Origin of the sequence: Paracoccus wurundjeri, assembly GCF_030678915.1 — a bacterium.
In the GTDB taxonomy this organism is placed as follows: domain Bacteria; phylum Pseudomonadota; class Alphaproteobacteria; order Rhodobacterales; family Rhodobacteraceae; genus Paracoccus; species Paracoccus onubensis_A.
The window spans coordinates 222282-244600 of sequence record NZ_JAUUTZ010000002.1 but is presented as its reverse complement, the minus strand read 5'-3'; the positions used below and the strand labels follow the sequence as shown (position 1 = coordinate 244600).

The 22319-nt window shown below is 61.8% G+C and carries 17 protein-coding genes; 4 read left to right on the top strand and 13 right to left on the bottom strand.

Translation table 11 applies throughout. The features are described 5' to 3' along the window. Positions 1–25: 25 nt before the first annotated feature. Positions 26–712 carry a GntR family transcriptional regulator gene (locus tag Q0601_RS03420; RefSeq protein WP_305287141.1) on the top strand — a complete coding sequence of 229 codons (687 nt, stop codon included), beginning with the start codon at positions 26–28 and terminating at the stop codon, positions 710–712. Positions 713–843: 131 nt separating this feature from the next. Here Q0601_RS03420 and Q0601_RS03415 read toward each other — a convergent pair whose 3' ends face one another. From Q0601_RS03415 to Q0601_RS03390, 6 genes are all read right to left on the bottom strand, one after another. Further along, the gene (locus Q0601_RS03415; protein WP_305287139.1) at positions 844–2010 is read right to left on the bottom strand and encodes an iron-containing alcohol dehydrogenase; all 1167 of its coding nucleotides are present in this window, start codon (positions 2008–2010) and stop codon (positions 844–846) included. A 1-nt stretch (position 2011) separates the two neighbouring features. Further along, positions 2012–3394, bottom strand: a complete 1383-nt coding sequence (locus tag Q0601_RS03410) for an aldehyde dehydrogenase family protein (RefSeq protein ID WP_305287137.1) — start codon at positions 3392–3394, stop codon at positions 2012–2014. Between the two features lie 28 nt (positions 3395–3422). Further along, positions 3423–4790 carry a glutamine synthetase family protein gene (locus tag Q0601_RS03405; protein WP_305287135.1) on the bottom strand — a complete coding sequence of 456 codons (1368 nt, stop codon included), beginning with the start codon at positions 4788–4790 and terminating at the stop codon, positions 3423–3425. A 74-nt stretch (positions 4791–4864) separates the two neighbouring features. Further along, the gene (locus tag Q0601_RS03400; protein ID WP_305287133.1) at positions 4865–5905 is read right to left on the bottom strand and encodes a TRAP transporter substrate-binding protein; all 1041 of its coding nucleotides are present in this window, start codon (positions 5903–5905) and stop codon (positions 4865–4867) included. Between the two features lie 50 nt (positions 5906–5955). After that, positions 5956–7284, bottom strand: coding sequence for a TRAP transporter large permease (locus tag Q0601_RS03395; protein ID WP_305287131.1), 1329 nt, complete (start codon positions 7282–7284; stop codon positions 5956–5958). Beyond that, complete coding sequence (locus Q0601_RS03390; RefSeq protein ID WP_370656087.1) at positions 7284–7919, bottom strand: TRAP transporter small permease subunit; 636 nt, start codon at positions 7917–7919, stop codon at positions 7284–7286. The genes Q0601_RS03395 and Q0601_RS03390 overlap by 1 nt, the downstream gene beginning before the upstream one ends. A 91-nt stretch (positions 7920–8010) precedes the next feature. On the opposite strand from Q0601_RS03390, the gene Q0601_RS03385 reads away from it, so the two are divergent. Continuing rightward, positions 8011–8877, top strand: coding sequence for a MurR/RpiR family transcriptional regulator (locus Q0601_RS03385; protein ID WP_305287129.1), 867 nt, complete (start codon positions 8011–8013; stop codon positions 8875–8877). Positions 8878–8975: 98 nt separating this feature from the next. Here Q0601_RS03385 and Q0601_RS03380 read toward each other — a convergent pair whose 3' ends face one another. The 4 genes from Q0601_RS03380 to Q0601_RS03365 form a co-directional block, all read right to left on the bottom strand. After that, entirely contained in the window at positions 8976–10004 is a 1029-nt protein-coding gene (locus tag Q0601_RS03380) for a phosphate acetyltransferase (protein WP_305286890.1), read from the bottom strand. Between the two features lie 343 nt (positions 10005–10347). Next, on the bottom strand, positions 10348–12129 hold the full coding sequence (xsc, locus tag Q0601_RS03375; protein ID WP_305286888.1) for a sulfoacetaldehyde acetyltransferase: 1782 nt from the start codon (positions 12127–12129) through the stop codon (positions 10348–10350). A 10-nt stretch (positions 12130–12139) separates the two neighbouring features. Further along, the gene (locus Q0601_RS03370; protein WP_305287127.1) at positions 12140–13795 is read right to left on the bottom strand and encodes a GMC family oxidoreductase; all 1656 of its coding nucleotides are present in this window, start codon (positions 13793–13795) and stop codon (positions 12140–12142) included. A gap of 59 nt (positions 13796–13854) precedes the next feature. After that, positions 13855–15162 carry an MFS transporter gene (locus Q0601_RS03365; RefSeq protein WP_305287125.1) on the bottom strand — a complete coding sequence of 436 codons (1308 nt, stop codon included), beginning with the start codon at positions 15160–15162 and terminating at the stop codon, positions 13855–13857. Positions 15163–15364: 202 nt separating this feature from the next. On the opposite strand from Q0601_RS03365, the gene Q0601_RS03360 reads away from it, so the two are divergent. Further along, positions 15365–16132: an IclR family transcriptional regulator gene (locus Q0601_RS03360; protein ID WP_305287123.1), complete on the top strand. Its 768-nt coding sequence runs from the start codon at positions 15365–15367 to the stop codon at positions 16130–16132. A gap of 175 nt (positions 16133–16307) precedes the next feature. On the opposite strand, the gene Q0601_RS03355 is transcribed toward Q0601_RS03360, so the two are convergent. From Q0601_RS03355 to Q0601_RS03345, 3 genes are all read right to left on the bottom strand, one after another. After that, positions 16308–17531 carry a helix-turn-helix domain-containing protein gene (locus Q0601_RS03355; protein WP_305287121.1) on the bottom strand — a complete coding sequence of 408 codons (1224 nt, stop codon included), beginning with the start codon at positions 17529–17531 and terminating at the stop codon, positions 16308–16310. Between the two features lie 442 nt (positions 17532–17973). Continuing rightward, a complete protein-coding gene (locus tag Q0601_RS03350) occupies positions 17974–19080 on the bottom strand; it encodes a ParB/RepB/Spo0J family partition protein (protein WP_305287120.1) in 1107 nt (368 codons plus the stop codon). Further along, positions 19073–20470, bottom strand: a complete 1398-nt coding sequence (locus tag Q0601_RS03345; RefSeq protein ID WP_305287119.1) for an AAA family ATPase — start codon at positions 20468–20470, stop codon at positions 19073–19075. The genes Q0601_RS03350 and Q0601_RS03345 overlap by 8 nt, the downstream gene beginning before the upstream one ends. Before the next feature lie 516 nt (positions 20471–20986). On the opposite strand from Q0601_RS03345, the gene Q0601_RS03340 reads away from it, so the two are divergent. After that, positions 20987–22198: a replication initiation protein gene (locus Q0601_RS03340; RefSeq protein ID WP_305287117.1), complete on the top strand. Its 1212-nt coding sequence runs from the start codon at positions 20987–20989 to the stop codon at positions 22196–22198. Positions 22199–22319 lie beyond the last annotated feature (121 nt).

The following is a 22319-nucleotide window of genomic DNA, read 5'->3' as shown; positions in this document are numbered from 1 at the left end:
ATAATTGACAAGGAGGTTTAGCAGCGTGGTGAATTCCCGGATGTCGGATGATCCCGAGATGGAGATCAAGATCGAGCGCCAGTCATTGCATGATGCAATTCTCAACCGGCTGCGAGACATGATCATCGAGGGCCACCTGCCTCCCGGTGCGCGTTTGAACGAGGGTCAGCTGGGCGCGCGCCTTGGGGTTTCGCGGACGCCACTGCGCGAGGCGATCAAGTTCCTGGCCAGCGAAGGGCTGGTCGAGCTAATTCCCAGCCGGGGCGCGATGGTCAAGGAATTCGGCGCCAAGGAGGTGCTGAACATGCTGCAGGTCGCCGGCGCGCTGGAACAATTCGCGGGGCGCTGCGCGGTCGAGGTCGCCTCGGACAAGGGGATCGCCGCGGTCCGGGCGATGCATGACGAAATGCTGGCCTGTTATCGTCGCGGCGACCGGCTGGATTATTACAAACTGAATCAGGACATTCACACCGCCATCGTGGCGCTGGCCGACAATGACACCCTGTCCGAAATTCACGCGCGGCTTCAGACCCGGCTGAAACGAATCCGCTTCATCGGACATGAAGGCCCCGAAAAATGGGCCAGCGCCGTGGCCGAGCACGAAGAGATGATGGAGGCGCTGGAAGCCCGCGACGCGGATCGCCTGGCGAAAATCCTGGGCGAGCATCTGACGCGCGCTTGGGAACGGGTGAAAGACGGGCTGGAAAGTTGACCTGACCTCCAGCGGCGCAGGTCGCTTGCCGACACTGCTGAGCAGTCCGGACAGGATCCCGGCCAGCATGCCTGACGCCGGACCGGTTGCCGCATATAGCGGATGGGCCTGGGATTATCCCCGCCCGACCGCTACATGCATGCCTCGAAAAGCGCCCGGGTATTCTCGCGCGTCATCTCGACCGGGTTGCCGCCGCATGACGGGTCCTCCAATGCGATTTCGGTCAGTTCGTCCAGCCGGCCGGCCTCGACGCCCATCACGCTCAGGCTTGCGGGAATCGCAAGTTCGGCCCGCAGTTCCATGATCCGGGCGCGGAAGCCGTCAAAGCCGCCCGTAATGCCCAGATAAGCCGCCGCCGCCGCGATGCGGTCCTCGATGACGGGGCGGTTGAAGTCAAGGACCATCGGCATGACCACCGCATTGGTGGTGCCGTGATGGGTGCCATAGGCCGCGCCAACCGGATGCGACAGCGAATGGATCGCACCCAGACCCTTTTGAAAGGCAACCGCGCCCATCGCTGCCGCGCTCATCATATGGCCACGCGCCGTCAGGTTTTCGGGATCGCGATAGACGACCGGCAGATTCTCGAAAACCAGCCGCATTCCCTCCAGCGCGATGCCCTGGCTCATCGGATGGTAATGGGGCGAGCAATAGGCTTCAAGGCAATGCGCCAGCGCGTCCATGCCGGTGCCCGCCGTGATGAATTTCGGCATCCCCACGGTCAGGGCCGGGTCGCAGATGGTGACGACAGGCATCAGCTTCGGGTGAAAGATGATCTTCTTCTTATGGGTCGCGGAATTCGTCAGCACACCCGCGCGCCCAACTTCGCTGCCGGTGCCCGCCGTGGTCGGAACCGCGATGATCGGCGCGACCCGACCGGCATCGGCGCGGGTATACCAGTCGCCCACATCTTCCAGATCCCAGACCGACAGATCCGCGCGTTGACCGGCCATCAACGCGATCATCTTGCCCAGATCCAGGGCAGAGCCGCCGCCGAAACAGATCACCCCGTCATGCCCGCCGGACCGGTAGACGGCGATCCCTGCCGCCATATTTATCTCGTTCGGATTCGGATCCACCTCTGAAAACACCGCCCGGCCAAGCCCTGCATTCTCAAGCACATCCAGCGCGGCGGCAGTGATCGGCAATCCGGCCAGCGCCTTGTCGGTGACCAGCAGAGGCTTGCGCAGCCCCGCCGCCTGAACATGTTCAGCCAATTCGCCGATGCGGCCGACGCCGAACTTGATCGCGGTGGGGTAGGTCCAGTTGCGGCTGGGAACATCGTGATTATCGCTCATGTCAGGCCTTTTTCAGATGATAGGATTTCGGGCGGGTGACCGAAAGGTAACCCAAATAGGACAGCGATCCGCCACGACCGGTATCCTTGCAGCCGCTCCAGCACAGGGCCGGGTCAAGATAATCGGCGCGGTTCATGAACACGGTTCCGGTTTCGATCCGGGCGCCGATCCCGGCCGCCTTGTCGCTGTCACGGGTCCAGATGCTTGCGGTCAGGCCGTAAGGGCTGTCATTCATCAGCCGCAGCGCCTCGTCATCGTCCGGGACCTTCATGATGCCGACGACCGGGCCAAAGCTTTCCTCGGTCATCACCCGCATCGAATGATCCACATCGACAAGAATCTGCGGGGCAAGATAGGCGCCGCCATCATCGGCAGGGAAATGCGCCGGATCTATCAGCGGTGTCGCACCCTTGGCCAGCGCCTCGGCGATCTGTTCGCGGACGGTCCGGGCAAAACGGATATTCGCCATCGGGCCAAGCGTCGTCGACTCGTCATTCGGATCGCCCAGTCGCAGCGCATTGACCCATGTCACGGCTTTTTCCACGAAGGCATCGAACAGGCTTTCATGCACATAGATCCGCTCGATCCCACAGCAGCACTGGCCGGAATTGAACATCGCCCCGTCCATCAGCGATTCCACCGCCGCGTCCAGATCGGCATCCGCGCGCACATAGCCCGGATCCTTGCCGCCCAGTTCAAGGCCCAGCGGCACGAAACTGCCCGCCGCCGCCCGCTCGATCGCCCGCCCGCCAGCGACAGAGCCGGTGAAATTGACGAAGTCAAAGGCACGCTCGCCGATCAGGGCCTCGGTCGTGGCGTGATCCAGCACGATATTCCGGAACACGTCCTCCGGAACACCCGCCGCATGGAACGCCTGCGCCAGATGCTCGCCCGCAAGCAGGGTCTGGCTGGCATGTTTCAGCACCACGGCATTCCCGGCGATCAGGGCCGGGATGATGGTGTTGATCGCCGTCAGATAGGGATAATTCCAGGGCGCAATGACAAAGACCACACCCAGCGGTTCCCGCGCGATGTAGCGGCGGAATGTATCGCTGTCCTCGACCATCTTCGGGGCAAGGGTTTCGGCGGCGATCCCGGCCATGTAATCGGCGCGGTCCCTGACGCCGCCCATCTCGCCTTTGCCGAAGCGGATCGGGCGGCCCATCTGTCCGGTCAGATCCGCCGCGATCCGGGCGCCCATCGCGATCAATTCGGCCACCCCCGCCCTGACCAGCGCGATGCGCTCATCAAGCGGACGCGCTGCCCATTCCTTCTGCGCCGCGCGGGCGCGGGCCACCGCCGCGCGCGCCTCATCGGGCGTCAGGGGCACACGCTCGGCATAGACCGTGCCATTTACCGGGGAAATCACTTTGATCGGTGTCATCTTGTCCTCATAAGGGGAGCGCCGTTTTTCACGAACGCTCGAACAGGCGTTGAAGCTCGAAATCGGTGACCACGCGGTCGGTCTCGGAAATTTCCCATTGCGCCGCGTGGTGGTAATGCTCGACCACCTCGTCTCCGAAGGCCCTGCGATAGGTTTCCGACACATTCAGCAGGGCCGCGGCGTCACGCAGGTTGCGGGGAATCTCGCGCAGGCCCTCGGTGTGATACATGTCGCCCTTCATCCCGGCGGGCAGATCCAGCTTGCGCTCGACCCCGTCCAGCCCGGCGGCCAGCAGCGCGGCGCAGGCCAGATAGGGGTTGGCATCGGATCCGGGGATACGGCATTCGACGCGAACGGCCGTTGTCCCCTCTCCACAGATGCGATAGCCGGCGGTGCGGTTGTCGATGGACCAGACCGCCTTGGTGGGCGCGAACAGCCCCACGGTGAAGCGCTTGTAGCTGTTGACATAAGGGGCGAGGAAAACCGTCATTTCCCCGGCCGCCGCCAATTGGCCGGCAACGAAATGCTTCATCAAAGCCGACATGCCGTGTTCATCACCGGGATCATGGAAAGCGGGCTTGCCGTCCGGAGTCCACAGCGACTGATGGACATGCGCCGCCGAACCCGCCTTGGCGGTATCGTATTTCGCCATGAAGGTGACCGATTTGCCCCTGGCCCAGGCGATTTCCTTCACCGCCTGCTTGATGATCGTGTGATTGTCGGCGGTGTCCAGCGCGTCGGAATAACGGTAATTGACCTCGGCCTGACCGGAATCCGCCTCTCCTTTCGTGTTCTCGACCGGGATGCCCGCGCCGTGAAGGCCGTTGCGGATGGCCCGCATCACGTCTTCTTCCTTGGTCGTCTGGAAGATGTGGTAATCCTCGTTATAGGCCGAAATCGCGGTCAGATTGCCGAAACCCTGATCGCGAAAGCTTTCGTAGCTGTTATCGAAGAGATAGAATTCCAGTTCTGTCGCCATCATCGGCTCGAACCCCATCTCGCGGGCGCGGGCCACCTGCCGCTTCAGGATGGCGCGGGGCGAGACGGCCACCTCTTCATGCGTGTGATGATCCAGCAGATCGCACATCACCATGGCGGTCCCCGGCAGCCATGGCAGGCGGCGCAATGTCGACAGGTCGGGCTTCATCACATAGTCGCCATAGCCCTGCGACCAGCCCGCGCTGCGATAGCCGGGGACGGTCTGCATCTCCATGTCGAGCGCCAGCAGATAGTTGCAGCAATGCGTTTCCCGATGCCCGCCATCAAGGAAAAAGGCGGCATGGAAACGTTTGCCGAACAGGCGACCCTGCATATCCGGGGCGACGACCAGCACGGTGTCGATCTCGCCGGTATCAAAGGCGGCCTGGAGGCTTTCAAGCGTCAGGTTTGCGGGCATGTAAGAAATCCATTCACCGGAAAAATGGCGGGATTCCGGCCGGAAGGATCGCCCCGCCCGGCCGGATCACCGGATCAGCTATATCGATAGGGCCGCCCGGCCTTGGCCATGACATCGTTGTATTTCTTGAAGATCTCGACCACTTTGGCCTTCACCTCGGATTCGGACGCGATCTCGTCCCAGAATTCGCGCGCCTTCTCTTCGACTGTTGCCCATTCCGTATCAGGGATAGAGGTCAGCTCCAGCTTCGGTCCGTTGACCCGCAGATCAGCCTCGCCGCCCCAATACCACCACTGGCGATAGTAATGCGATTGCTCGAAGCAGACCTCCATCAGCAGCTTCAGATTATCCGGCACTTCGTTCCAGCGGTCGGCATTGGCGAAGAAATGCCCGATCCATGCGCCCGAGATATTATTGGTCAGGAAATATTTGGTCACATCGGCCCAGCCGACCGTGTAATCCTCGGTGATGCCCGACCAGGCGATACCGTCCAGCTCTCCGGTCTGCAAGGCGACCTGAATATCCTCCCATGGCAATTGCATCGGCACGACACCGAATTGCGCCAGGAACCGGCCCGCCGTGGGGAAGGTGAAGACGCGCTTGCCCTCAAGATCGGCAAGGCTTTTGATCGGATCCTTGGTCGCGAAATGGCATGGATCCCAGGCCCCCGCCGAGATGTGCTGAACGCCCACCGCCGCATATTCCTGTTCCCAGATCTCCTTCAGCCCGTATTGGTTGAACAGCACCGGCACATCCAGGCTGTAACGGCTGGCAAAGGGGAAATAGCCGCCGAAAACCGTCACCTCGGTTGGCGACTGCATGGAATCGTCATCCGACTGCACCGCGTCGATGGTGCCGTTCTGCATGGCGCGGAACAGCTCGGATGTCGGGACAAGTTGATCGGAATAGTAAAGCTCGATCTCCATCTGCCCGTCGGCAATCTTGTTGAACCGTTCGATGGCGGGTTTGCAGACATGTTCACCAAGCGCAGCGCCGGCATAGGTCTGCATCCGCCATTTGATCGGCGCCGATTGCGCATGCACAGCGGGCGCGGCAAGCGCCCCGGCCCCCGCAAGCGCACTGGTGGACAGGAATTTCCGTCTGGTCGTGGTCATGTCTTTACCTCCGTGGGTTATGGGGCGGTTCGGGCCGCCCCTGTCTTTCGTCATTGTCCGTAAACGAGATTGGGCAGCCACAGCGCGATCTGCGGGAAAGCCATGATGATGATCAGGGTCAGGATCATGATGCCCACAATCGGCACGATCGAGCGGTAGATATCGCCCAGCGTCACATGATCGGGTGCCATCGCCCGCATCAGGAACAGATTATAGCCGAAGGGTGGGGTGATATAGGCGACCTGACAGGTGATCGTATACAGGATCCCGTACCAGATCAGATCGAACTCCAGCGCCTGGACCAGTGGAACATATAGCGGCGCGACGATGACCAGCATGGCCGTATCGTCCAGAAACATCCCCATGATCAGGAACGAGACCTGCATCAGAATGATGATCTGCCAGCGCGTCAGCCCCAGATCCTCGAGGAAGAAGGCTTCGATGGCGCGCACCGCACCCAATCCGTCGAAAACCGCGCCGAAGGCCAGGGCCGCCAGCAGGATCCACATGAACATGCAGGACACGCCCAGCGTGCTGACCATGCAGCTTTCCCACACCTTGCGGGTTAACCGCCGTTTCATCAACGCGACCAGCGTGGCGATAGCCGCACCGACAACGCTGCTTTCGACAAGGCTGAAATAACCCAGCACGAAGGGCACCATCATCCCCGCAAAGATGATCACTGGCAGGAGCCCCGCGCGAAGCAGGCCGATCTTCTCGGCCCAGGTGACGCTGGCCAGCTCTTCCCGCGGCAGCGGCGGGCCGAGCCTTGGGTTGATACCGCAGCGGATCACCACGTAAAGCAGGAACATCGCCGCCATCAGCAACCCCGGCAGGATCCCGGCAAGCCAAAGCTGCCCCACAGGCTGCCGCGCGATCATCGAATACAGCACCAGCACGATCGAGGGCGGCACCAGGATTCCCAGCGACGATCCGCCCTGAATGATCCCCGTCACCATCCGCTTGTCATAACCGCGCTTCAGCAGTTCGGGCAGGGCGATGGTCGCGCCGATGGCAAGCCCGGCCACCGACAGCCCGTTCATCGCCGAGACAAGGACCATCAGCAGGATCGTCCCGATGGCCAACCCGCCGGGAACGGGGCCAAACCACACATGGAACATCCGGTAAAGATCGTCGGCAAGCCGGGTCTCGGACATGATGTAGCCCATCCAGACGAACATCGGCAGGGTCAGCATCGGATACCAGTTCATCAGCTTGATCGTGCTGGTAAAGGCGATATCGTGCCCGCCCTGACCGCCCCACAGCATCACCGCGGCAAGCACGGCAACGAAGCCGATTCCGGCAAAGACGCGCTGCCCGGTCAGCAGCATCGCCATCATCCCGGCGAACATGGTGATCGCGATATATTCGTTGGGCATCAGATCCGCTCCCCGCGCAGGGTGGCGATATCGCGGATCAGGAAGGCAATGCTTTGCAGCAGCATCAGCAGCACGCCGACACAGATCACGATCTTGATCGGTGCCATATAGGGTCGCCAGACGGTGCGCGACCGTTCGCCCACCTCGAAGGCATAGATCGTACTCTCGACCCCGCCCCATAAAGTCACCGCCAGAAAGAAGATCAGTGCCAGAACGGTCATGCTGTCGATGACCGCCCGCCGGCGCGGCGACCAGTGGCCATAAAGCAGATCCATCCGGACATGGGCGTTCAACATCAGTGAATAGGCGCCGCCAAGGACGAAATAGCCGACCATGGTGAACTGGGCCATCTCTTGCGTCCACAGCGCCGGGCGGAAGAACGCCTTGGTGATGACCGACCACAGCAGCACGCCAGCCAGCGCGAGGAACAGGTACATGGCGATGCGGCCGATGCGGTAATTCACCGCTTCGACGATCCGCACGAAGGCGATTGCTGCGCGAGGCATGGTTATGGCCTCTGCGGCGGAACGGAAAAGCGCAAAGACCAGCCCGTCCGAGATTCGGCACGAAAAGCCACAAAGCGCCCGGTTGCAATCGATTCCATGATGCGACTCGTCTCCCTGTTTTTTGATCAAGCGTTCCCTTGACGGCCCGATTCTGTCAAGAATTGTTCTAAACGAAATTTTCTGTTACAAATGTTTCTGGTTCAGGAAGACGAGGCCAAAGATGAAGATCGAAGAGAAAATGCGGGCATCCCTGGGCGGGCTGACCCGCGCCGAACGGCAGGCGGCCACGCATATCCTGTCGCATTTCCCGATGTCGGCCCTGGGTTCGATCACCACTCTGGCGCGCGCGGCGGAAGTCTCCTCGCCGACCGTCGTGCGGCTGGTGCAAAAGCTTGGCTTCCGGGGCTATTCCGACTATCAGGCCGCGCTGCGGGCCGAGGTGGAACGGCTGTTGGTGGCGCCGCTTTCTCTGCCCGAAGGCGCGCGCGAACCGCAGGCCCATCCGATTCAATCCTTTGCCGCGCAGGTGGTCGGCAATATTGAGGCAACGCTGGGCCAGATCCCGGCGCAGGATTTCAACGGCGCCGCGGAAATGCTGGCCGATCCGGCACGCAAGGTGACCGTGATGGGCGGGCGGCTGACCCATGCCCATGCCGATTACATGGCGACGCTGTTGCGGGTGATCCGCCCCGAGGTGACCTATCTGGCCGATCACCTGACCGACTGGCAGCAGGCATTGCTGGACATGCGCGCCGGCGACGTGACGGTCATCTTCGACATCCGCCGCTACGAATCGAACGCGGTCCATCTGGCGGAACTGGCCGCCGCCCATGGGGTCAAGGTGGTGCTGATCACCGATCGCTGGCTATCCCCCGCAGCCGCCCACGCGACCCACACCCTGCCCTGCCATATCGAGATGCCCGCCGCCTGGGATTCAACCGCCACGCTGATGGTGGTGGTCGAGGCGCTGCTGGCGCAGGTTCAGGGTCATCTGCCCGATCAGGTGCAAGAGCGTCTGAACCGCCTGGAAGACGTCTTCGCCCGCACCCGCGTCTTCCGAGCCCCGAAGATGAGCGGACGGGTCTAGCGGCAGGGACAGCGGGGTGGTCAGCCGGGCTCAGGCCACGCGACCCGCCTGTGACCGGCAATTCCAATCATCCTCCCTCCCGCTGCCTTTATTGCGGGTTATCTCCTCTCACATTTTTCGGTTATGTGCCGGTTGTGTTTTGCGGGATCGGGGCTGTGTTGTTGTTGATGTTTTCCGGCCTGCACTGCGGTGATCGCGGTGGCGTATATGATGTCCTCGGTGGTGCATCCTCTCGACAGGTCGTTTGCGGGCTTGGCCAGGCCCTGGAGGATCGGGCCGATGGCGGTCAGTCCGCCCAGGCGCTGGGCGATCTTGTAGCCGATATTGCCGGCGGCCAGATCGGGGAAGATGAACACGTTCGGGCGCCCGGTCAGGCGGCTGCCGGGGGCCTTGCGGGCCCGGATCGCCCCGTCAAGCGCCGCGTCGAACTGGATCTCGCCATCCACCTCCAGATCGGGATCGGCGGCGCGGATCAGGGCCAGCGCCTCGTGAAGCCTGATCAGGCTGGGATGCTGGGCCGAACCGGCGGTCGAGAAGCTCAGCAGCGCGATCCGCGGCGTCTCGGCCAGCACCTGCCGGCAGCTTCCGGCCGCCGAAAGCGCGATGGCGGCCAGCTCATCCGCATCGGGCGCGACCACCAGCCCGCAATCGGCGAAGATCATCCCGCCCCGGACCGGCGCATCCGGCGCGCAGGACAGCATCAGAAAGAAGCTGCTGACGATCCCCGCATCCGGCGCCCGGCCGATGACCTGCAGGGCCGCGCGCACGGTCTCGGCCGTGGTGGCCACCGCCCCGCCCACCGTGCCGTCGGCCTGACCCAGCCGCACCCGCATCGCCGCCTGACGGATCGGGTCGCGCATCTCCTCCAGCGCCCGGGCCGCCGTCATGCCCTTCGGCGCCCGCAGGCGATGCCAGTGATCGGCAAGCGCCGCCAGATCGGGCGCATCCGCGGCGCGCAGGCCCCTCACCCCCGGCAGATCCGGCCCGTCCATCAATGTGATCCGCGCCAGCCCCTCTTGCGTCAGCCGCAGCGCGGCCCCGGCCACGCGCGGGTCCCCGCCCTCGGGCAGGATGATATGGCGCGGAGTGGCGCGGGCATCGGACAGGATGCGTTCCAGCGGTTTCATGGATGTTCCTCATGCTGTGACATGCGGGCAAGTGACGGTGAAAGACGGCAGCCGCGACGGCAGCGGCAACGAGCGCGCCCGGCGGCGGCGGACATCCCGGCCGCAACATGGTGGGCGCGCCGGAATGTCCGGGCAGGAATTGCGCCGTCACCGCCACCGGAACCAGGGCGGCAAATCCGGGACAGACGGCCCCCGGCACATGCCCCGAGAGAAGCGGGCCCCGAGAGAAGCGGGCCCCGAAAGAAGCGGGCCGCGAGAGAAGCGGCGCCGTTCCCGTCATGATCGCCGGCCCGCGGAAAGAGAGCCGGCGGACACCCCGCCGGCGCCGCTCATGCGGGGGGTCTCATGCGGCGCCCTGCTGCGGGCGCATATCGGCGGGATCGATCCCCGCCACAACCACCGGCTTCTTCATCGCGTCGCGGCGGAAGGGCTCGCCCAGTTCCTGGTTCAGCAGCACCTCGATAAAGGTGGTCTCCCGCGACGCCATCTGCCGTTCGACCGCCTCGTGCAGCGCCGAAGTCAGCTCTTCCTGCGAGCTCACCTGCACGCCCCGCGCCCCGCAGGCCTGCGCGATCCCGGCATAAGAGGTGCCGCGGTCCAGTTCCGTGCCGACGAAATTGTTGTCGTACCACAGCGTCGTGTTCCGCTTCTCCGCGCCCCATTGATAATTGCGGAAGATCACCATGGTGATCGCCGGCCAGTCGTCGCGCCCGCAGGCGGTCATCTCGTTCATCGAGATCCCGAAAGCGCCATCCCCCGCGAAGCCGATCACCGGCGTGTCGGGATTGCCAAGCTTGGCCCCCAGGATCGCCGGGAAGCCATAGCCGCAGGGGCCGAACAGGCCCGGCGCCAGATATTTGCGCCCCGCCCCGAAGCTGGGATAGGCATTGCCGATGGCGCAGTTATTGCCGATATCGCTGCTGATGATCGCGTCTTTCGGCACCGCCTGCATGATCGCCCGCCAGGCCTGACGGGGCGACATCAGCCCGGCATCGCGGGTGCGCGCGCCGGCATTCCATTCGGTGCCCGGATCGTCATCCTCGTGATCCAGGCTGGACAGTTCCTGCGCCCAGCGCGATTTGGTCTGCGCCACCAGATCGCGCCGCTCCTGGCGCCCCTGATCGCCGGCGCTCTCCGAAAGCTGCGCCAGAATGCCCCGCGCCACCTTGCCCGCATCGCCCTGGATGCCCACCGTCACCCTTTTTGTCAGCCCGATCCGGTCGGCATTGATATCGACCTGGATGATCTTCGCATCCTTCGGCCAGTAATCGATCCCATAGCCCGGCAGGGTCGAGAACGGATTCAGCCGCGTGCCCAGCGCAAGCACAACATCGGCCTGCGCGATGATCTCCATCGCCGCCTTCGAGCCGTTATAACCCAGAGGGCCCATGGCCAGCGGATGCGCGCCGGGGAAGCTGTCATTATGCTGATAATTGCTGCAGACCGGCGCATCCAGACGCTCGGCCAGCCCGACCAGATCGGGGATCGCCCCCGACAGCACCACGCCCGCCCCCGACAGGATCACCGGGAAGGCCGCCCCGGACAGCAGCCTTGCCGCCTCGGCCACCGCCTGCTCGCCCCCCGAGGGGCGCTCGAACGCCACCACCTGCGGCAGATCCACATCGATCTCCTGCGTCCACATATCCCGCGGGATATTGATCTGCGCCGGCGCAGAGTTGCGCCAGGCCTGCAGGATCACCCGGTTCAGAACCTCGGGAATGCGCGAAGGGTCGCGCACCTCTTCCTGATAGCAGACGCAATCCGCGAAAAGCCGCATCTGCTCCATCTCCTGGAACCCGCCCTGACCGATCGTCCTGTTCGCCGCCTGCGGCGTCACCAGCAAAAGCGGCGTGTGGTTCCAATAGGCCGTCTTGACCGGCGTCACGAAACCCGTCACCCCCGGACCGTTCTGCGCGATCGCCATCGACATCTTCCCTGTCGAGCGCGTGAAACCATCCGCCATCAGACCCGCATTCGTCTCATGCGCACAATCCCAGAAACGCACCCCGGCACGCGGAAAAAGATCGCTAACAGGCATCATCGCAGAACCGATGATCCCAAACGCATGCTCAATACCATGAAGCTGCAATACCTTAACAAAAGACTCCTCAGTCGTCATTCGCATCCTGAATCTCCTATGCTACATTGTGAATCGGGTCGCGCGACTCATCCGCGATTTGCGTGACCGGGCGGTCCTCCAGAACCATCGACGCCAGTTTCGCGCCGATCATCATGGCCGGAGCATTCGTGTTGCCGGAAACAATCTGCGGCATGATCGAACAATCGGCGACGCGAAGACCGCGCACGCCGCGCACCCGCAACCGCGGATCGACGACCGCGTTCCCGTCGGTGCCCATCCGGCAGGTGCCCGTGGGGTGATAGATGGTGGTCGAATTCAGCCGCACCCAGGCCAAAAGCTGATCATCGCCGTCCAGATCCGCCGTTGGCCTGAACTCTTCCGAGATCGCCGATTTCAGTGGCTCGGTTCTGGCCAGGGCGCGGGCGATCCTGATACCGGCGACGATGGTATTGCGGTCCGTTTCGGTCGCAAGATAATTCGGATTGATCACCGGCGCGTCCCTTGCATCCGCCGAGCGCAATGTGATTGCCCCGCGACTTTCCGGGCGAAGCTGACAGACCGACTGGGTGAATGCCGAAAAGGGATGTACGCCTTCGCCCGGACTGTCCGCCGACCATGGCTGAATATGGAACTGGATATCCGGCGTCGCCAGTTCGGGGCGGGTTTTCATGAAACCGAAAACCAGACTGGCCGCCATGGTCATCGGACCGGTGCGGAACATCGCATATTCGGCGGCAATCTTCATCTTGTTGAAGGTGCTGCGGACCTCGTCATTCAGGGTCGCCTCGTGGCATTTGAATACCAATCGCGCCTGAAGATGATCCTGCAAATTCAGACCGACTTCCGGAGAGGCGACAACCGTCCCGATACCATGCGCGGCAAGATGTTCCGGATTGCCGATACCGGACAGCATGAGGATCTGGGGTGAGCCGATCGCCCCCGCGCAAAGAATAACCTCGTGACGCGCGGTAATCACCTGCCTGCTGCCATCGGGACGGGCGATTTCCACCCCTGTCGCCACACCGTCACGAACCACCACGCGAAGAACCTGCGCCCGGGTTGCGACCGACAGATTGGCGCGGTCGCGAACCGGCTTCAGAAATGCGGTGGCCGCCGAGCAGCGTTTGCCCTTGTTCACCGTCAGCTGGAAATGTCCGACGCCCTCCTGAACGGGACCGTTGTAATCCGGGTTGTATTCGATGCCGTTCGCATTCGCCGCCCTGATCCATCTTTCGCAGATTTCCCGACGCAGGCGCGGGTCGGATACCTGTAGCGGACCGCTCGTGCCCCGGCCCTCGGCCCCGCCACGCTGAAAGGTTTCGAGTTCCTCGAAGATCGGGGCGACATCCGTCCAGGACCAGCCGCGATTGCCAAGTTGCGCCCAGTGATCGTAATCCTCGCGCTGGCCGCGGACGTAAAGCAATCCGTTCAGCGAAGACGAACCGCCAAGAACCTTTCCGCGCGGCCAGGGCAGGGAACGGCCACCCAAAGCGGCATCGGGCTCTGTGCGGTAACACCAGTCGAAGGCGGGATTATCCATGGTCCGGAAATATCCGACGGGAATGTGGATCCACGGGCTGGAATCGCGCCCCCCCGCTTCGATCAGCGTCACATTGATCGACGGATCCGCGCTAAGGCGATTGGCGACCACGCAGCCGGCCGATCCCGCGCCAACCACCACGTAATCCGCACTGTCCGGTGCCTGACTCATCATATACTCCTTCCAAGGCGGCTGTTGGGTGCAAGGAACCGCAAAGGTCCCTGCCGTTTTCAGATCTGGGGGCGTCGTCCGATCAGGATGGCACTGATCATCGATACGATGCCGGCGAAGACGACATAGCAGCACAGCCAGAAGGGATCGTTGTCGTTCACAGCCATCAGACCCGTTGCGATCATCGGCGTTATGCCTGCCGCGAATATTCCCGAGAACTGGTAGACGAACGAGACGCCGGTATAGCGGACCGTGGGATCGAAAAGATCCGCGAACAACGCCGCCTCGGGTCCGTAGCACATTGGATAGACGATACCGAACGGCAGCACGATCCCAAGGATGACAAGGAAAGGATCGCCGCTGGACATCAATGCGAATGCGGGAAACACGCTGAGGACCAGAAGAAACGAGCCGATCGCATAGGTGCGCGGGCGACCGATCCGGTCGGACAGCCGGCCAAAGAAGGGAATGCAGAAAATCATCACGACCGCGGCACCGCAAACAGTCCACAAGGCAAAAGATCGCTCCATTCCGACGTAACGCGTCAGGTAGACGATCGAGAAGACCGCAAAGATGTTGAAGAACACGCCATCGATATACCGGGCGCCCATGCCCAGCAGCACATTGGCCGGATAGCGCTTCAGCATCGTGACGATGGGCAGGCCCTGATCACGCCCGCGGGATTCGGCCTTTGCCTTTTCGAATTCGGGGCTTTCGTTGATCGTGGCGCGGATCCACGTGCCAAGGAAAACAAGAATGATCGAGGCCACGAAAGCAGAGCGCCAGCCCCAGGCCATGAACGCGTCATCCGGCAAAAGGGTCAGCAGCGCCATGACGCCCGATGCCATGAACAGACCCAGAGACAGCCCGATCTGGGGGATGGACGCATAAAAGCCCCGCTTTCCCTGTGGCGCGTATTCATAGGCCATCAGAACCGCGCCGCCCCATTCTCCGCCGATTCCGATACCCTGCGCGACACGCAGGATCAGCAACAGTATCGGCGCCAGGATGCCGATGCTGTCATAGGTCGGCAAAAGCCCGATCATGACCGTGGCGCCGCCCATCAGCAACAGGGAAATCACCAGCATCGTCTTGCGGCCAATCCGGTCTCCGTAATGACCGAAGATCAAGCCACCCAACGGACGGGCGACGAAACCCACCGCGAAAGTCGCATACGCCAGAAGAATTGAAATCGTCGCATCGTCGGAAGGAAAGTAAAGTTCGTTAAAGACGATTCCGGCAACCACGCCGTAAAGAAAAAAATCATACCACTCGATCGTGGACCCGATGAGACTTGCCAATGCGACCTTTCGCACATCGTTAGTAACTACCTCTTTGGAATAGCCGCTCAAAGCTGCGTCCGACATTACGCCCTCCCATGCGTTGTGACGGTTGTCATTGACATCTTCATGTCTGCGCCGCCGCCTCCTCGCGACGATCTGGACCGGATTTGACATTGGCGGATATGCAGAGTCAACGTAAAAATGAGACTACCAGTCTCATTTTTTGGACAAGTAGACGATCATGTAAAGAGCGATTAGGTTGTCGCTGCGCAAAAAGGAAGTTCGAATGCCGCTCTCTGCAACACCCGAAAAACCCGCGACCAGTCTAAGAAATCTGCTTATTCTTGAGGCGCTTGCGTTAAGCTCAAGACCGATGACGGTTACGGAGCTGAACGCGTCTTTGCACTTGCCCAAGCCGACGATCCACCGACTTGTCGCAACGCTGGAGGAAGAAGGCTTTCTCATCCGGCATATCGACAGGCGCAGCTACCTTCCCGGCGCGAAACTGCGGCAAATGATGCTGGGAGTCATGCGGCTGGGTCAGCACAATCTGGCACAGCGTGAAATCCTGATCAGGCTGAACGAGCGCATCCGCGAGACATGCAACCTTTCCATCCCCGACACCGATGCGATGATTTATGTCGATCGTGTCGAAACCCAATGGCCGCTGAGAATCCAGCTGCATGTCGGCTCGCGCGTGCCGCTGCATGCGACCTCGGCCGGCAAGGTTTTCCTTGCTCATATGGCGCCCGAACTTCTCGACCGTTTTCTGGCAACCGCTCAATTGCAGGCATACACCGCCAACTCCATCACCGATCCGGCGCAGCTTCGGCAACAACTGGATCGCATTCGCGATCAGGGTTACTCAACCGATAACGAAGAATTCGTTCAGGGAATGATCGCGATTGCCGTTCCGGTTCCCGGTCAGGACGGAGATCTGGCGGCGACCGTGTCGTTTCACGCCCCTCATCAGCGACTGACGCTGGAGCAGGGGCTGACGCATCTCGATGACCTGCGAAACGCGGCGGGTGCCCTGTCGCAGGTAATCGGTTAGACCCATGCCGGATTGCGGCAAGGATTCATCAGGCGCTCTCCCGTTTGGGTTTACCAGTTCATCCGCAGCGCATCGCCGCAGCAGTGGCAGCTGTTCCGCATAAAAGCCCGGATGAGGGTCGGGCACTCTGGCTCTGTTACAGGATCCCTACTCCACGCACCGCCATCTTACCCCTCTACCCGTCCGGCCGCCGATACCTTGCCAGAATGTCGTCCGCGGCGGCCATGGCCGCATCCAGATCGGCAAGCGCCTGCGCCTCCCCTGCCCCGTCCGGCTCTGCCATCGGGCGAAGCGGGTGCGGCATGGCGGCAGCCTCAGACGCCCTGCCCCGCTGCGCCGGCCGGGTCATGCGCAGGCGCAACCGCTCGGCCATCGGCAAGGAAGCCCAGGCCCGATAACTGCGCCGGCCGGTGATCGGCGCGAAAAGCTGCTCTGCCACACCCGCATGAATCAGATTACGCGCCGTCCGGTCGGTTACGCCCAACCCCTCGGCAATCGCCCTGCCGGTCAGGATCGGCTGCCGGATCGCCAGCGTCACCAGATCATCAAGATGCGACTTGCCATGCGCAGCCGCCGCCCAGCCCCGCGCCCGGTCCCGCCAGCGCCGCAAAACCGGCACCTGGCCCAGCGCCCTGCCGGTCTCTATCCGCAATCCGGCCAGAAGGTCGTGCAACCCCGTCCGGCTCACCGGCGACCAGGCCCGAAAGCCCTGCGCCGTCATGGCCAGAGAGGGCAGCAGGATCCAATCCGCGCTCATCTGCCCCAATATCGCATCCGCGCCAGCCCCCTCGGCCCCGGTATCGATATCCATACCGCCCTCGCCGCGCCGGCAGGCATGATCCGCGCAGATGAACAACAGCCGTTCGGCCGCCGGATAGCGCGACCCGGTGGCCAGCCGCAAATGCGCAGCCGCGCGGATCGCCGCAAGCGCCGGACCGGGCGCCGCCCCGGCCGCCGACAGGATCCGCGCGGACAGGATATCGATATCCGGCCAGTCCTCCCCTGCCCCGTCGGGTCCCGCACCGCCACCCATGCTTGCGCCCGAACCGGCACGCAGGCAGCGCATCAGCACGGTTGTCGGATCCGCAAACAGATCACCCGGAGAGACCATGATCCGCAAAAGCGCCTCGGCCTGGGAACTGCCCCGCGCCGTGGCATAAGCGGTATCCCGGTTCTCGAAACGCCGCAGCACCAGATCACCCTCGGACAGATGAATATCTTCAAGCGCCACCGATTTGCAGGCTTCACCAAGGGCAAGCTGCGCGCGCCACATCCGGCCAAGTTCCGGGTCGGCCTGAAAGGCCCCTTCCATCCGGCCTGCGGCGATCTCGACCGCAAGGATATCATCCAGCAGCCTTCCAGAGCCGTTCCGTTCCTGTTGGTGCTGTTTTAATCTCATGGAATAACGATATTTTCGTGATATACGGAAATCAATCTATATTTATTTTCCGTTGTCTCGGTGATCTGGAAAATGCATTATCACTTCCGATAAGGAACAATTATCAGCAATATCGACGAAAACGGGAATCCGCAGGCTTAATCCAGCTGAAACCGCCGCAGGCCGCCCCGGCGCAACACCCCTGTCCGCCCTGCTGCAACGCCGATAACGCGACGAAACCCGCCTAGGGGTTCACCGGTTTCAGACAGGTCATGGCGATATGATTTTCTTGCCGGAAACAGGTCTCGTAACGGCTGGGCCCTCGCGTTGGCAGGCACCAACCCTTAACCGCGGCATGGGCGCCGATATAGAAGCCCGGCAGCAAAGAATGGCCTGTTCCGCCTCTGTGGCGACAGGCAGGAAAAGTTCCGCCGCAGAACAAAGCCTCGCGGCGAAACCCTGGCTATTTCTCCAGCAATGCCTGAATTTCCAGCATCAGGCTGTCCATGATGTCATTATCGATCCCCCGCCCTTCGAAGCGCAGGATATGGCCCTTGCTATCCGTGGCGCGGCGGATGGTGATCCCGCTGGATGTGCGGATCGTCTTGCTGTCGATCCAGCCGTGCTTCATCGGATTCGAACGCGGCCGCCCGCCCCGGCTTTTGTCCGTTTCACCCTTTTCAAAGCTCAGGATAACCGGCTCGATCACCGTCCATTCCTCATCGGCATTGGACGGCAGATGATCGGACAGGACTTTTCGCAACGATGCCTCGGCCCCGTGGCGCAAGGCAGTCGAAAGGCGCAGCCCGCGCTTTTCAGTCAGACCCTCGGGAAATTCCAGCATGTCGCCCAGCTCCTCGAATATCAGGGCGAATGAGCGGACCTTGGACCGCTTGGCCTTGGAGCCGCTGGCGAACAGCTTGTTCACCGCGTCCTCGGTATTGGCAAAGGCCCCCTGCTGACCGGCGATGACCGCGATCCGGCCCCGCTCGAAATGGCTAAGCTCGGCCCGGACCTCGTTTTCCTCGACCATCGACACAAATGCCGCGTCGGCATCGGCGCGCGGGCGGATAATGGCCCGGATCCGGGCATATTTTTCGGCCTCGGTCAGCTCATACAGACCCTTGACCGCCAGCAAGCGGCGATAACCCGACAGCAAGCCGTAGCGGTGGCCTGTATCGCCGGGGCGGTCGAGCTCGAAAACCTCGATCGGCATCCGCAATCCGTGGGCGGCGATCGAGTAGCGCATTTCCTGCATCTGCTCTTCGCTCATCACCATCCGGTCGCGGATCATGGCGACCTCGTTGATCTCTTCCAGCGGAATCTCGACCATCAGCAGGCCGCTTTCCTCTGCGGCGTGCAGGCGGGCGGCGTCGGCCTCGGATTTGGCGCGACTTGCCCGGGCATCGACATCTTCCGCATGGGCCTGCGTGGCGCTGTCGGCCGCGACCTGAGCAATCGGCGCAAGCCCCCTTCCCGGCCCGCCCTGAGAGGTTTCGCGGCGAAACTCTGCTTCGATGCGATCAAGATCGGCGCTGCTTGGTGTTTCCAGCCGTCTGCGCTTAGCCATTTACCCGCTCCTTCCGCATCGTCTCTTCCAGCTGCTGATCGCGCCACCATGCGCCAAGAATAAGTTCCTTGACCTCGGCCCATGTCCTGTCGAACGTCTCGCGCCCGCGAACATAGGTATCGCGGTTGAATTCCCTGTAATCGGCCTCGTATATGCCATTCACCTGCTCCCCGGCCTGCCCGATCATCGCGGTCAGATCCTGCCGGAACGTCGTCATGAAATCGCCGAAATAGGCCTGAATGACATTGGCAAGATCGGTCTGCTGCGCGGCATCGAACCGGGTGATGATCGCACGGACGGCATCCCATTCAAAGCGCATCTCGGGCAGGCCGTCCTTCCTGCGGGCCGCATTCTCGCCGTCTTCCACGCTGGCGAAGGTGGAATAAAGCATGTCGAAGAACCTGCCTGTCGAATCGAATTCAAGAAACGACGCGCCAAGCGGCACCAGCAGGATATCCGCAGCCGCCAGGGCATTGATCGTCAGGTAACCAAGAGCGGGCGGCGTATCCAGGATAATGATGTCGTAGTCATGAACGATTCCATCATTGGTCAACGCATTGCCAAGCGCATCCCAAAGCGGCCAGCTTCGCAGGCCCATCCGCCAGACCGGCACCTGAAATTCGGCCCAGTAAAGGTTAAGCTGTGCGCCCAGAAGATCGATATTGGGCCAATGCGTGGATTGGATGAGGTTTCGCGGCGAAACCTCCAGCGCTTCGGTCAGCGTTTCGTCGAAGGGCAGGGGAGGGCGGCCGGCCGCTTCGCGCACGAGGTTTTCATCACGCAGGGCGGCAGCGTAATCCTTGGCCAGCAAGGGGAAGGCGGTCGACCATTCATCCGCAACCTGCCCCCCCATGATCGAGGTCATGCTGGCCTGACTGTCCAGATCGATGACCAGCACCTTGTAGCCATCAAGCGCCGCCGACATGGCCAGATGAGCTGCCGTCGAGGTCTTGCCCACGCCGCCCTTGAAATTGGCGACTGCGATGATTTTCGCGGGAAGTCCCTTGGGCCGCCACGGACGGTATTCCCGACCCGCGGCACCTTCGGCCGCGAAATGATCCCGCAGACGCAAGACATCTTCCAGAGAGAACCATTTTGAATTACCTTCACCCGTACCCTGAGGCAGTTCCGGGTTCTTTCCCAATACGCGCCGGAAATGGGCCGGAGCGACGGGAATGAGATAGCGGCAAACTTCCCAGGTCGAGAAGCGGCGCAGGCGTTTGCGGCCATCGGGCGCATAGCCCCGCTTGGCGAGATCCTGACGCCCGCGCGCGGCAAAAGATGCGGCCCTGGCGAATCGGGCAGTATCGACGGGTTCTGATAGTTGTTGCGCCGCCTTTGCCGGGTCAATATTGAAATAAGGGGGCTGGTGGTCCTTACCTGATGACATGTCACTGCCTTTGTCATGTGCGGTTCTGTTGTGCGTATTGGAAAATCTATGGCACATCGAAACATGAAAGTGAATCGTCAAAGCAGGTTTTCCCGCGAAACCGATCTGAATAATGATTAAAACAGCAACATAAAGATTGTAGATCTTTGACTCCTTTATAAGATTTGTTGATATTTAATTGTTTAATTACAGCTAGTTAAGTAAGTATTGGCACCGCTTTACAGGCGGACAGGGACCAGTTTACGGGATGAATGGTGCCCGCATACGGGCGCATGAGGACTGATTCGCGGGAAGATGGGTTTCTGATTGCAGGACCGGCCTGAAACCACGCGAAATACGCCTTTGCCGGGTGAAACGGCCCGAAGATCATCCCGTATCCGGGTCCCTTAACCACGGATAAAATATCAAAGGAACCCGGATGCGGGACGGGTCCGGCCCATAATGGGGACCTGATTTTCAGTTGCTAACAGGTACCTTTTGCGGCAAAATGGCGTCAATAAAAGTCCGGGCAGAAAAATGGATGAAATCCCTCGTGAGCAGTTGACCGGCGCCCTGAGGCGGGGAACGGTCAAGAAACATGTCGCCGCGATCCATGTATCGGGGAAGTTGACGCTATTGCAGCGGAAATTGTCCAATGTCCTGCTGCTGAACGCCTATGACACACTGACCAGCCAGTCGCGGCATCAGATCGATGCGCGGACGCTGTGCCTGATGATCGGGTATAACTCGAACGATATGGAGACCCTGAAGCAATCCCTGCGCGGGCTGGCGGAAACCGTGGCCGAATGGGACATGCTGGACGAGAAGGGGCGGCAGGAATGGGGCGTGTCCAGCCTGCTGAGCTATGCCAAGCTGAAGGGCGGGATCTGCGAATATGCCTATTCCCCCGCGCTGGCCGAGAAACTGCACGACCCGAAGGTCTTTGCCCTGATCAATCTGAACATCCAGCGGCGCTTTACCTCGGGGCATGCGCTGGCGCTTTACGAAAACTGTTACCGCTTCATCCGGACCGGATCGACGGGATGGTGGACGCTTGATCTTTTCCGGCGGCTGATGGGGGTGGACGGGTCAAGCTATTACGAGACCTACAAGCATCTGAACGCCAAGGTGATCAAACCGGCCGTGGCCGAGGTGAACAAGACCAGCAATATCATCCTGACCCCCGACACGCGGAAAATGAGCCGGACGGTCACTCATATCCGGTTCCGCATCGCGGAGAATCCGCAGCTTGCGATTCTTGATATCGATGACGGGGAAGGGGTGCGTCACGGTCCGGTTTACACGCGGCTGCGAGAGCTGGGCGTGAGCGATCGTCTGGCGAAGCAATGGCTGACCTCGCACGGGGAAAGCTCGGTCGCGGCCAAGCTGGATTATGTCGAGGCGCGCAGCAATGTCAAAAGCAAGGTCGGTTACCTGAGCGCGGCGCTGGAGGGCGATTACGACGGGGAAGAGGGCAGGGCAGGGGAGCAGGCGCCCGCCCATCCCCGCGCGGCCTATCTGCGCCGGGTTCTGGATGCCATAAAGGAGCGTACGCCAACCCAGCGTGATGCGGATAAACGGTTGTTTGTCAGCCAGTTGACCGAAAACCGCGCGCGCGAGGACTTTTCGAGACATGGCTGGTTGTCGCCGCTGAACGCAGCAAGGATCATTGCGTTCTGGGGTGAGATGTCGCCGGGCCTGTTCGATGATATCGCCGAAGGTGATCCGGCCCTGGCGGGCGGTTCATGAGGCGACCGGGCTGCTGAAGACGGGTATGGTGGCGAGGCATCGGAATCGCCGCTTGCAACGGTGGGAGCAAAGCGAATAAAATAGCCCGGAAGCACGCCCGGGTTTTCATTTTTTAACGATT